Origin of the sequence: Lysobacter sp. M2-1 (assembly GCF_022662495.1) — a bacterium.
GTDB lineage: Bacteria > Pseudomonadota > Gammaproteobacteria > Xanthomonadales > Xanthomonadaceae > JAKPBU01.
In genome coordinates, this window is sequence record NZ_JAKPBU010000001.1 from 650560 (window position 1) to 663009 (window position 12450).

Annotated in this window: 7 protein-coding genes; 5 read left to right on the forward strand and 2 right to left on the reverse strand. The window is 66.6% G+C overall.

What is annotated here, in order from left to right:
• Positions 1 to 112: 112 nt before the first annotated feature.
• Both MC375_RS02935 and aceE read right to left on the reverse strand, forming a co-directional pair.
• Positions 113 to 1189: an alpha/beta fold hydrolase gene (locus MC375_RS02935; RefSeq protein ID WP_242101776.1), complete on the reverse strand. Its 1077-nt coding sequence runs from the start codon at positions 1187 to 1189 to the stop codon at positions 113 to 115.
• A gap of 129 nt (positions 1190 to 1318) precedes the next feature.
• Positions 1319 to 4093: a pyruvate dehydrogenase (acetyl-transferring), homodimeric type gene (gene aceE, locus MC375_RS02940; protein ID WP_242101777.1), complete on the reverse strand. Its 2775-nt coding sequence runs from the start codon at positions 4091 to 4093 to the stop codon at positions 1319 to 1321.
• 334 nt (positions 4094 to 4427) lie between these two features.
• Here aceE and MC375_RS02945 point away from each other — a divergent pair, with 334 nt between their 5' ends.
• The 5 genes from MC375_RS02945 (at position 4428) to MC375_RS02965 (ending at position 12432) form a co-directional block, all read left to right on the forward strand.
• Positions 4428 to 6416 carry a SpoIIE family protein phosphatase gene (locus MC375_RS02945; protein ID WP_242101778.1) on the forward strand — a complete coding sequence of 663 codons (1989 nt, stop codon included), beginning with the start codon at positions 4428 to 4430 and terminating at the stop codon, positions 6414 to 6416.
• The gene (locus MC375_RS02950) at positions 6416 to 6835 is read left to right on the forward strand and encodes an ATP-binding protein (protein WP_242101779.1); all 420 of its coding nucleotides are present in this window, start codon (positions 6416 to 6418) and stop codon (positions 6833 to 6835) included. Before MC375_RS02945 ends, MC375_RS02950 begins: the two co-directional genes overlap by 1 nt.
• A gap of 17 nt (positions 6836 to 6852) precedes the next feature.
• Complete coding sequence (locus MC375_RS02955) at positions 6853 to 7251, forward strand: STAS domain-containing protein (RefSeq protein ID WP_242101780.1); 399 nt, start codon at positions 6853 to 6855, stop codon at positions 7249 to 7251.
• A gap of 474 nt (positions 7252 to 7725) precedes the next feature.
• Positions 7726 to 10773 (forward strand): TonB-dependent receptor, encoded by a 3048-nt coding sequence (locus MC375_RS02960; RefSeq protein WP_242101781.1) that lies wholly within the window; start codon positions 7726 to 7728, stop codon positions 10771 to 10773.
• 108 nt (positions 10774 to 10881) lie between these two features.
• The gene (locus tag MC375_RS02965; RefSeq protein WP_242101782.1) at positions 10882 to 12432 is read left to right on the forward strand and encodes a tryptophan halogenase family protein; all 1551 of its coding nucleotides are present in this window, start codon (positions 10882 to 10884) and stop codon (positions 12430 to 12432) included.
• Positions 12433 to 12450: the final 18 nt, after the last annotated feature.

A 12450-nucleotide genomic window follows, 5' to 3' on the forward strand; every position in this document is an offset into this window, starting at 1 on the left:
CGCCAGATGCCCGCAGTCTGTGCAGCCGGCGCGTTGCGGCCAATGGGAACCTTGTCCCGGTTGCTGACGCCTGCAGGCTGCACACCGGGACAAATGTCCCGGTTTCGGGGCTTCAACCGGACGATTCGGGTGGGTGCTGGCGATGTGCCAGCACGATGGCCTCGGCGCGGCTGCGCACGCCCAGCTTCCGGTACAGGCTGGAGACGTGGTTGCGCACGGTCTTCTCGGCGATGCCCAGCTGCCAGCCGATCTGCGCGTTGCTGCGGCCTTCGCACAGCAGGCGCAGGGCCATGCGTTCGCGTGCGGTCAACGCGGCGATCAGGCCGGCCTCCGCTGCGGCTTCCGCGTCGGCCAGGCCGGTGAACTCCAGCACCGCTTCGCGGAATTCGTTCCAGGCCGGCTCGTGTTCGAGCAGCACATGGTTGTGCGAATCCAGCTGCACGAAGCGGGCGCCCGGGATATGGCTGGCCAGCCAGCGGCCCTGCGACAGCGGCGCGATCTGGTCGTTGCACGAGTGCAGCACGAGGGTCGGCACGCGCACCTGGGCGAGCAGCTCGCGCACGTCCACGTTGCCGCGCGCCTGCAGCAGCGCCCGCGCGTTGGCGGCCGAGGTGGTGTTGCGGCACAGATCGTTGAACCAGTCCAGCTGCGGCTGGGTGCCCTGCGGCACGAAGCGCGCGGTGAACAGCTGGCGAAAGGCCGGGTTGTTGCTGCCCCAGCCGATGCCGACCACTTCCATCACTGCCTGGTAGAGCGCGCGCCGCTGCGCATCGTCGGTCTTCAGGCCGCCCACCGCGTAGCCGCCGTACAGGATCAGGTGCGAAACGCGTTGCGGGTGGCGCACCGCGTAGCGGATCGCGGTGGCCGCGCCCTGGCTGATGCCCAGCAGCGCGGCAGGGCGGTCGATGGCGGCCGCGTCGATGACGGTTTCCAGGTCTTCCAGCCAGTGCTCCTGCGCCAGGTCGCCAGCATTGCGATCGGACATGCCGCAACCGCGCTCGTCGTAGCGGATATAGCGGAAGTGCTCGGCGAAGAAGCGGATCCAATGCGCCCAGACCGGGCTTTCCAGGTCGTACTGCAGATGGGTCAGCCAGGTGGCCGCCTTGACCAGCGGCGGCCCGCGCCCTGCCTCGGCCCAGGCCAGCTGGACCTGGTCGTCGGTAAGCACGTAGCGGATGCACTGCTTCATCGCGCGCCCGGGGCGGAGAAGGCGCAGGCAGGATAGCGCGGTGTGGGCGGCGGGCTTGTCATCCGTTTCGGCGGCTGCTCCAGTGGTGCGCCGGGGCGCACCCTATGGTCCGTTCGCGACGGATGTCGATCAGACGCCGATGGGGTTGGGCTTCTCCGCGTCGATCTTGTACTGCTTGATCGCGCGCGCGACATCCTTGGCCGTCATCTTGCCTTCGGTCGCAAGTGCGGCGATGGCGGCGTGCGCGATGTAGTAGCGGTCCACCTCGAAGTGGCGGCGCAGGTTGGCGCGGGTGTCGCTGCGGCCGAAACCGTCGGTGCCGAGAACCGTGTACGTCGACGACGGCACGAAGGCGCGGATCTGGTCGGCATAGGCGCGCACGTAGTCGGTGGCGGCGATGACCGGCCCTTGGCGGCCTTCCAGCAGTTCGGTGACGTAGGCCTTGCGCGGTTTCTTCGCCTCGGGGTTGAAGCGGTTGAAGCGTTCGGCGTCGTAACCATCGCGACGCAGCTCGGTGAAGCTGGGGCAGCTCCAGATGTCGGCGGTGACGCCGAAGTCCTTGTCCAGCAGTTCGGCCGCGGCGATGGCTTCGCGCAGGATGGTGCCGGAGCCGAGCAGCTGCACATGCGGCGTGGTGGGTTTCTTCTTCGTGTTACTGCCCTCGCCTGCCGCGGCGGCGCCGCTGCGCGCTTTGCCACCGTTCGCGGGGGAGGCGCTGCCGTTGGCAGAAGTCGAGCTGAGCAGGTACATGCCCTTGATGATCCCCTCGGCCGCGCCTTCGGGCATGTCGGGGTGGGCGTAGTTCTCGTTCATGAGGGTCAGATAGTAGTACTCGTCCACCTGGTCCTTGAGCATGCGCTGCATGCCGTGCTGCACGATCACCGCGACCTCGAAACCGAAGGTGGGATCGTAGCTGCGGCAGTTGGGAATGGCGCCGGACAGCAGATGGCTATGACCGTCCTCGTGCTGCAACCCTTCCCCGTTCAGGGTGGTGCGACCGGCGGTAGCGCCCAGCAGGAAGCCGCGCGCGCGCATGTCGGCGGCCTGCCACGCGGAATCGCCGATGCGCTGGAAACCGAACATCGAGTAGTAGATGTAGAACGGCAGCAGCGGCAGGTCGTTGGTGCTGTAGCTGGTGGCCGCGGCCATCCAGCTGGAGAACGCACCGGCCTCGGTGATGCCCTCTTCGAGCACCTGCCCGGCGGCGTCCTCGCGATAGAACATGAGCTGGTCGGCATCGACCGGCTTGTACTTCTGGCCCTGCGGCGCGTAGATGCCCAGCTGGCGGAACAGGCCTTCCATGCCGAAGGTACGCGCTTCGTCGGCCACGATCGGCACCACGCGCGGGCCCACCTGCTTGTCGCGCAGGATGATATTGAGCGCCTGCACGAAGGCCATGGTGGTGCTGATCTCGCGCTCGCCGGTGGACTTGAGCAAACGATCGAAGGTTTCGAGCTTCGGCGCCTCGAACACCTGCGTGCTCTTGGGCCGGCGTTTTGGCAGAAAACCGCCGAGCGCATGCCGGCGTTCCATCAGGTACTCGACCTCCGGCGACTTTTCGCCCGGGTGGTAGAACGGGACCTGGTGGTCGTTGAGCTGGGCGTCGGCCACCGGGATCTTGAAGCGGTCGCGGAAGGCGCGCACCGCGTCGTCGTCGAGCTTCTTGGTCTGGTGGGTCGGGTTGAGCGCCTCGCCCGAGGCGCCCATGCCGTAACCCTTGACCGTCTTGGCCAGGATCACGGTCGGCTGGCCCTTGGTCTTCATGGCGTTGTCGTAGGCGGCGTAGACCTTGTGCGGATCGTGGCCGCCGCGGTTGAGGCGCCAGATGTCGTCGTCGGACATGTTGGCGACCATCGCCAGGGTTTCGGGCGTCTTGCCGAAGAAATGCTCGCGTGTGTACGCACCGCCGAAGGCCTTGCAGTTCTGGTATTCGCCGTCGACGGTTTCCATCATCACCCGCTTGAGCGCCCCGCTGGTGTCCTTGGCCAGCAGCGGATCCCAGTAGCTTCCCCAGACCGTCTTCACCACGTTCCAGCCGGCGCCGCGGAACGCGCCTTCCAGCTCCTGGATGATCTTGCCGTTGCCGCGCACCGGTCCGTCGAGCCGCTGCAGGTTGCAGTTGATGACGAACACCAGGTTGTCCAGGCCTTCGCGCCCGGCCACGGAAATCGCGCCGAGCGATTCGGGCTCGTCGCATTCGCCATCGCCCATGAAGCACCACACCTTGCGGTCGCTCTTGGGCATCAGGCCGCGCGCTTCCAGGTATTTCCAGTTGCGCGCCTGGTAGATGGCGGCGATGGGACCCAAGCCCATGGACACGGTCGGCGTCTGCCAGAACTCGGGCATCAACCACGGATGCGGATAGCTGGACACGCCGCGACCATCGACCTCCATGCGGAAGTGGTCGAGCTGGGATTCGCTGATGCGGCCTTCGAGGAAGGCGCGCGCGTAGATGCCTGGCGAGCTGTGACCCTGCACGTAGAGCAAATCACCCGGGTGATCGTCGGACGGCGCCCGCCAGAAGTGGTTGAAGCCCACGTCGTACAGCGTGGCCGAGCTGGCGAAGCTGGCGATATGGCCGCCCAGGTCGCCCGGCTTGCGGTTGGCGCGCACCACCATGGCCATGGCGTTCCAGCGGATGATCGAGCGGATCCGCCATTCCATGGTCGCGTCGCCCGGCATCTTCGGCTCGAGATGGGTCGGGATGGTGTTGATGTATTCAGTGGTGGGCGCGAAGGGCAGGTGCGCGCCGGCGCGCCGGGTCAGCTCGACCATGCCTTCGAGCAGCTGATGCGCGCGCTCGGCCCCGTCGTGATCGATCACGGCCTTGATCGATTCGATCCACTCGCGCGACTCGACCGGGTCGGGGTCGTTCTGCAGCAGGTCGCTCAGCCAGTCGTTCATGCGCGCTCCGGGGCCGGGGTTCTACCGGGATCTGGGTCGATGGAGAGCGAGTCTAGCAGCGGCAGGCCGAGGTCCGAATGCTGCAGCGCGATTAATCCGGGTGAAATCCAAAACGTAGAGGCGGCGGCGCTTCCGAGCGCTGCCGGGCCTGGCCGACGCCTCGCCAGACGCTGGCCATCGGGCCAGCCGTGGCGGACGACGCGCGAGGGGAAACGGAGATGCGTCGGCGGCAAAGCGTGACGCCCTGCGTGAACCGGCGTACGCGCCGCCGGTTCGCTTGACACTGCCGGGGGTCGCTTCGATGCTCGGGACGGCGAATTGCATCGGGCGGGCCATGGCGCAGGCGACGGGCTTCGCGGCAACGGCGGTCGTGCCCGAGCGCGATGTCCGGGCCGTGCCCTGGTATCGCAGCCTGCGGTCACGGCTGCTGCTGGGGATGGCCCTGGGCAGCGTCGCGGTGCTGGTCGCGGCGACTCTGATCGTCCAGGCGAGCGCACGCGAACTGCTGCTGTCCCAGAGCCAACGCGAGATCCGTGCGCTGGCCGAACAGACCGCACTGGGCCTGGGCGCGAAGCTGGGCTCAGTGGAGGTGGGCGCGGCCACCCTGGCCGAAGCGGTGCACGGCGTCGGCCATGATCCACGCACGTTCGCCGCGCTGCTGCATGCGGCGGTGAAGGGCGACGTGGATGTCGCTGGAGCAATGCTGATCCTGGAACCGGCCGCGCTCGCGCCGGGCGATCCCGGCTACCACTGGTACGTGCGTCGCGACGGCGAGCGCTTTCATACCCAATCGATGCTCTCGCCCGGTTACGACTACCACGACCAGCCGTGGTGGCGGCGCACCGTCGGACGGGGCGAAGCCTGGTGGTCGGAACCGTATCGCAACGCCGCCACCGGTAACGAAATGTTCGTCACCTACAACCTGCCGCTGCGGCGCGACGATGCGCAGCCCGTTGGCATGGTCAGCCTGGACGTGCCGGTGCGAAGGTTGGCCGCACTGGTCGGCGCGCAGACGCTGCATTCGCCGGTACAACGCCTGGTACTGAGCCCGGAGCGCCTGTACGTCGTGCATCCTTCGCCGGCGCTGGAACTGCGCGTCAGCCTGGATGCGCGCGCCAGGGAAGTCGACAACGGCGCGCTGCGACCGCTGCTGGAAGCCGTGCGCGAACGCCGTCCCGCCAACGTGACTTACTCCGATCCGGTCACCCGCATGCGCCGTATCGCCATGGTCCAGCCGGTGCCGCACAGCGCCTGGACCGTATTGGTCACCGTGTCCGAGCGCTATGCGCTGGACGAACTCTCGCGCAGCACCCGCGCGGTCATCGGCGGCGGTCTGCTGGCCGTGCTGTTGCTCGTGCTGGTGCTGTCGCTGATCGCGCGCCCGATCACCGGGCCGCTGCTCGCGTTGAGCGATTCGGCAGGTCATTTCGTCAGGGGCGACTTCGACTGGCCGCTGCCGCATACCGAACGCAGCGATGAAGTCGGCCTGCTGGCGCGTGCGTTCGATCGCGCGCGCGCGTCGATCCGCGCCCAGCTGGGTGAGATCGAGCGGCTGGCGCGCAGCCGGCAGAAGCTGGAAAGCGAGCTGTCGATCGCACGCGACATCCAATTGGCGATGCTGCATCCCGCACCGGTGCTGCGGCAGGGCGGCCACGTCCTGCGCGCGCATGCGCTGCTGGAACCGGCCAAGGCTGTGGGTGGCGACTTCTACACGTTCTTCGCCCGCGACGGCCGGCAGTTGTGGTTCGCGATCGGCGATGTCTCCGACAAGGGTGTCCCGGCGGCGCTGTTCATGGCCCGCACGATCACCGTGATGGAAGTCGCGGCCGGGCTCGGCGGTACGCCTGAGCAGGCATTGCGCGCGGCCGCATCGCGGCTGGTCGAAGGCAACGACACCTGCATGTTCGCCACCGTGCTGTGCGGGCTTATGGACGTGGCCAGCGGCGAACTGCAGCTGGCGAGCGCCGGACACGAGTCTCCGGTCCGGGTGCATGCCGACGGCCGCCGCGAATTCCTGCCGGTGCAGGCGGGCCCGCCGCTGGGACTCGAGATCGCGGATCACTATCCGGTCTGGCGAGGCCGGCTACAGCCGGGCGACGCCCTGCTGGCCTACACCGACGGCATCAGCGAGGCCTTCGACACTCGCCAGCAGGCGTTCGGGGAGGATCGCCTGCTGGACGCGTTGCTCCCGGACGCAAATCCGCAGCAACTCTGTACCGCGCTGGCCGGAGCGGTGCGCGGCTTCGTCGGCGGCGCCGAGCAATCCGACGACATCACCTTGCTCGCACTATGCTGGTCCCTCGACGTCGAAGGGAGTCGGTGATGCGGCTGAAGATCTCGGTGCCGAACCGGCGCGAGCACCTGGGCGAACTGCTCGATGCAATCGACCGCGCGCTGGCCGAGCACGCGATCGCCGCGAACGCCCGCGGCGATCTGCGCCTGATCGTAGAGGAAGTGGCGAGCAACGCGATGGACCACGGCCTGGACGCTGGCGAGCGCGGGCCACAGCAACAGATCCTGGTCGACATCGCACGCTCCGGTGCACGCCTGCTGGTCGAGTTCCGCGATACCGGCCGGCCCTTCGATCCGTTGTCGGCGCCAAAGCCGGACCTGGACGCCGGCACCCTCGACCGACGGATCGGCGGCCTGGGAGTGCACCTGGTCCGCAGCCTGGCGGAAAGCGTCAGTTACACCCGTGAAGAACCGTACAACATCCTGCGCGTGGTGTTGCCCGCGCACTGACTGGAAGGAGCGTCGCCATGAATCTCCGGATCCGCATCGAGCCTGCCCGCGCGGGCAGTTCGCGCGTCGCCCTGGATGGTCGCCTCGATACCCATACCTTCGGCGAGTTCGACCAGCGGTTGGCACCGCTGCTGGCTTCCGACATCCACTCGCTGGTGCTCGACCTTGCCGGCCTGGAATACATCAGCTCGGCCGGCATCCGCTCGATCTTCAAAGCGCGTAAGGCACTGGCGGCACGCGATGGCAAGGTATTGGTGGTCAACCCGCAGCCGCAGATCCAGAAGGTCTTCGACCTGGTCAAGGCGGTGCCGATGGGCGAGATCTTCGCTTCGACGGCAGAAGCGGACGCCTACCTCGACGCGATGCAACGCAAGGTCCTGCGTGGCGACGACGAGGACGGCAACGACAGCTATTAGCGCTGTCCTGCGAGCGTGCGCGGCGTCCGAGCCAACCCGCCTCCGCATGAAGTCCTCGGGGTCGAGCCTTCAATGCTTGCCATTTGTTGCAGGCGGTGTCACTGGCATGAGCAACCGCCCAGCATCTGCTACACGCTCGTGGAAAAAAACGACCGGAACAAACGACCGGGGCATTGCGCGCCACGCACATCGCGAACATCGATGGGTATCAATCATGCCGCGCAACCACCGCACGCGCAGTTCTAGATGAGCAAGCATGCGACGCGGTGTAACCGTTTCCAACTTGTAACGACTTGTGCTGCGACGCAACACAAAACACAGCAAAAATTAATAAAAATAATGACTTAGGCTTGTTCTGGCTCATGTTGACAACGCTGTCAATCGACGCTCCAATGCGACCACGACGCGACGGCCGTGCGCGTCGCGTTACGGCAACAACAAAAAAACTTTCGCGCGATTCGGGGAGAACGATCGATGAAGCCACGCCAGGTGATGCCCAGGCAGCGACTGCTCGTGTCTGCACTGCTGCTTGCATTAGGGCAGCCTGCTTACGCACAGGTCGCCGAAGAACCGCAGACGGATCCTTCCGCGACTGCGAGCGATAGCGCTTCGCCGCAAACCGCGACGGCGACCGACGATCCGACCGAGCTCGACGCGGTCGTGGTCACCGGCATCCGCGGAAGCCTGACCTCGTCGATGAACCTCAAGCGCAACTCGCAAGGCGTGGTCGACGGGATCGTCGCCGAGGACATCGGCAAGTTCCCCGACACCAACCTGGCCGAATCGCTGCAGCGCATCAGCGGCGTGTCGATCGACCGCTCGCTCGGCGAAGGTTCCAAGGTCACGGTGCGCGGCGTCGGCCCCGACTTCAACCTGGTGCTGTTGAACGGGCGGCAGATGCCGGCCTCCAGCCTGGGCGGTGGCGGCGCCGGCGTGTCCAACTCGCGCGCATTCGATTTCGCCAACCTGGCTTCGGAAGCGATCTCCGAAGTCGAGGTCTACAAGACCAGCCGCGCCAGCACCCCGACCGGCGGCATCGGCGCGACCATCAACATCAAGACCGCGCGCCCGCTGGACAACCCGGGCTTCGTCGGCAACGTGGGCCTGAAGGCGGTCCACGACACCTCCAACGAAAACCTGCCGGACACGCTGCAGGGCAACACGCTCACGCCGGAAATGTCGGCGATCTTCAGCAACACCTTCGCCGACGGCAAGTTCGGTATCGGCGTAAGCGCGAGCTACCAGGAACGCGACTTCGGCTTCAGCCAGGTCGCGGTCGGCAACGGCTGGCGCGGCCCGTTCCGCGGCGACGAGAACAACTGGGGCACGATCCCGCAACCGGGCGCGCCGGGTTCTGAGAACATCACCAACCGACCCGATCCCACCGACATCTACTCGGTGCCGCAGAACCTCAACTACAACGTCAACGGCGTGCAGCGTCAGCGCACCAACGGCCAGCTGGTCATGCAGTGGGCGCCGACCGACCGCATCACCACCACGCTGGACTACACCTACTCCGAGAACAAGATCCAGCAGCAGCGCAACGAGCTGTCGGTGTGGTTCAACTTCGGCCCGTCCGAGAGCGCTTGGACCGACGGTCCGGTGGCGGCTCCGGATTTCTACTCGGAAATCATCGATCCGAACGGCGCCCCGTCCGACCTGTCCATGGGCGGTGCGCGTTTCGCCACCCGAAACGAGAACGAGTCGGTGGGCTTCAATGTCGAATGGGAAGTGACCGATTCGCTGGATCTGAACTTCGACTATCACGATTCCACCGCCGAATCCCGCCCCGATAGCCCCTATGGTTCGGCCGGCGTACTCGGCGTGGCGGCCTTCGTGCGCGGCACCACGTCGGTCGATTTCAGTGGCGACTTCCCGGTGCTGAACGTGCAGCTGCCGACCGGCCTGACCGCGGTGCAGCCCTCGCAGGCGCTGGTGACCGGCTCGGTGTTCCACAACGCCTATACCAAGTCCGAGGTCGAACAGGGCCAGGTGCGCGGCAAATGGGAGTTCGGCGACTACTCCGCGCTGGACTTCGGCATCTCGAGCACCGAGGTCAACAACCGCACGGCCTACGGCTTCATGCAGCGCGACACCTGGGGCGGCGTAGGCACGCCTGCGGACTACGAGGACAACATCTGGTCGGTCGACACGATCGGCCAGTACTTCGACCAGTTCTCCGGCCACAACGATCCGGGCTTCACGGACACTTTCCTGCTGTTCGATTTCGAGCGCCTGCGCGATCGCGCCGCCGAGCTGACCGGACGAGAGGACTGGTACCGCGCGCCCGACGCGTACAGCCGCGACCTGCGCACCAACGAGAAGTCGCAGAGCGCCTATGTGCAGTGGTCGACCCGCTGGGAAACCGCGATGCCGATCAATGCCGCGGTCGGCGTGCGCTACGAGAAGACCGAGGTGGAATCCTCAGCGCTGGTGCCGATCGCGACCGCCATTTCCTGGGGCGCCGCGAACGAGCTCAACGTGATCTTCGGCGAACCCGGCTTCACCACGCTCAAGGGCGAATACGACTACGTGCTGCCCAGCGTGGACCTGAGCATGGAGCTCACCGACAGCATGGTGCTGCGCGGCAGCTACGGCGAGACCATCGGCAGGCCGGGCTGGGCCGACATCCAGGGCGGGCAGACCCTGGACCAGATCGTGCGCGTGGACGGAGGCACCGGCAACCAGGGCAATCCCGCGCTCGAGCCGCTGCTGTCGAAGAACTTCGACCTGTCGTTCGAATGGTATTACGCCGAATCGAGCTACCTGTCGGTCGGCTATTTCCGCAAGGACATCGACAACTACATCGGCGTCACCCAGGTCCAGGACACACCGTTCGACCTCCACACCCCGGTGGGCGGCGCGTACTGGAACGAGGCGATCGCCAGCGGCTGCCCGACCTCCGATGTGGTCTGCATCCGCAACTTCATCTTCGAAAACCACGACGGCGACCCGGGCGTGGATGCGACCGGCGTGGACAGCACGGGCAACTTCACCGGCACCATCGTCGGCCAGCCGGGCGACCCGATCGCGAACTTCCGCATCACCTCGCCCGCCAACCAGCGTTCGGCCGAACTCGACGGCTGGGAATTCAACGTCCAGCACGTGTTCGGCGAAACCGGCTTCGGCTTGGCCGCCAACTACACCATCGTCGATTCCGACCTGACCTACGACAACTACGTGGTCGGAGAGCAGTTCGCGCTGGAGGGCCTGAGCGATTCGGCGAATCTGGTGGCGTTCTACGACAAGGGTCCGTGGCAGGTGCGTGCGGCCTACAACTGGCGCGACGAGTTCCTGTCGGGCCGTTTCGACGGCGCGGGTCCGAACCCGAACTACACCGAGGCCTACGGCCAACTCGACCTCAGCGTGGGCTATGCGGTAACCGACCAGTTCTCGATCCAGTTCGAGGGCATCAACCTGACCGATGAGACCCAGCGTATCCACGGACGTCACCAGAACCAGGTGCTGTTCGCCACCCAGACCGGCCCGCGCTACGCGTTGGGTTTCCGTTACAAGTTCTGATGGTGGGCGCGGCACGCGCCGCGCAGCAGGAGAAGCCGCTGGAACCCAGCGGCTTCTTCGTTTGCGCCTATGCTTGCCGTGCGACCGTCCTGCGCTGGAGTTCCCCGGTTGGCTGATGCAGTGCGCCACATCGTGATCCTGGGCGGCGGCTCGGCCGGCTGGCTGACCGCCGCGATAATTGCGGCCGACCATGACACCGCCTCCGCAACGGGATTGCAGGTCACCCTGATCGAATCGCCGGACGTGCCTACCATCGGCGTGGGCGAGGGCACCTGGCCGACGATGCGCGACACCCTGCGCCGGATCGGCGTGTCCGAGACCGACTTCATCCGCGAATGCGACGCAGCATTCAAGCAGGGCTCGAAGTTCGTGCGCTGGACCACGGACCGCGACGACGACAGCTACTACCACCCGTTCGTGCTGCCGCAAGGCTATCTCGACACCAATCTGGTTGCCGGCTGGCTGGCGCACCGCGACGTGCCGTTCGGCGAGCTGGTGAGCGTGCAACCGCACCTGTGCGAGGCGGGCAAGGCGCCCAAGCAGTTCTCCACGCCCGAATTCGCCGCGGTCGCCAACTACGCCTACCACCTGGACGCGGGCAAGCTCGGCGTGTTCCTGCGTAACCACTGCACCCAGCGCCTGGGCGTGCGCCATGTCGCCGACCATGTCAGCGAGATCGACGTGCACGAGAGCGGCGACATCGCCGCGCTGCGCACCCGCGACCACGGCGCGATTGCCGGCGACCTGTTCGTCGACTGCAGCGGCATGCGCGCCCTGTTGCTGGACGGGCATTACCGCATCGGCCCGGTGGCGGTGCGCGATGTGCTGTTCAACGACCGCGCGCTGGCGCTGCAGGTGCCCTACCCCACGGCGGAGGCGCCGATCGCCTGCCAGACCGTGTCCACCGCGCAGCGCAACGGATGGATCTGGGACATCGGCCTGCAATCGCGGCGCGGCATCGGCCACGTGTATTCGAGCGCGCACAGCAGCGACGAGGACGCGGAAGCCGAGCTGCGCCGCTACGTGCGCGATGCCGGTTTAGCCGAGCAGGACCTGGTGCCGGTGCGGCTGGGCTTCGAACCGGGCTATCGCTCGCAGACCTGGCATCGCAATTGCGTGGCGGTGGGACTGGCGAGTGGATTCGTGGAGCCGCTGGAAGCCTCCTCGCTGGTGCTGGTGGAGCTGGCCGCGACCATGCTCAGCGAGCAGATGCCGGCCACCCGCGACACCATGGACAGCATTGCCCGGCGCTTCAACGACGCGTTTGCTTACCGCTTCGAACGCGTGGTCGATTTCCTCAAGCTGCACTACGTGCTCAGCCAGCGCGACGATAGCGACTACTGGCGCGACAACCGGCGCGCCGAGTCGGTTCCGGAGCGGCTGCAGGAGCTGCTGGCGCTGTGGCGGCATCAGCCGCCCTCGCGCTACGACCTGGACCGGATCGACGAAGTGTTCCCTTCGGCCAGCTGGCAGTACATCCTGTATGGCATGGGTTTCGTTCCCGAGCAGCGCGCAACCACCCGGCGCAGCGACGAGGTGCAGCGCGCCGAGGGTCATTTCGGCGAGGTGGCAGGGCTGACCCGCAAGATGCTGGCGGCACTGCCCGGGCATCGCCAGATGCTCGACCACGTCCGCCAGCGCGGCATGCCCCGCATCTGATCGTCGTCCTACCGTTTC

Bases quoted from the DNA above. Each gene is read 5' to 3' on its own strand.
- MC375_RS02955 (WP_242101780.1), top strand. From the start codon at position 6,853: ATGAATCTCCGGATCCGCATCGAGCCTGCCCGCGCGGGCAGTTCGCGC.
- MC375_RS02945 (WP_242101778.1), top strand. From the start codon at position 4,428: ATGGCGCAGGCGACGGGCTTCGCGGCAACGGCGGTCGTGCCCGAGCGC.
- aceE (WP_242101777.1), bottom strand. From the start codon at position 4,093: ATGAACGACTGGCTGAGCGACCTGCTGCAGAACGACCCCGACCCGGTC.
- MC375_RS02960 (WP_242101781.1), top strand. From the start codon at position 7,726: ATGAAGCCACGCCAGGTGATGCCCAGGCAGCGACTGCTCGTGTCTGCA.
- MC375_RS02950 (WP_242101779.1), top strand. From the start codon at position 6,416: ATGCGGCTGAAGATCTCGGTGCCGAACCGGCGCGAGCACCTGGGCGAA.
- MC375_RS02935 (WP_242101776.1), bottom strand. From the start codon at position 1,189: ATGAAGCAGTGCATCCGCTACGTGCTTACCGACGACCAGGTCCAGCTG.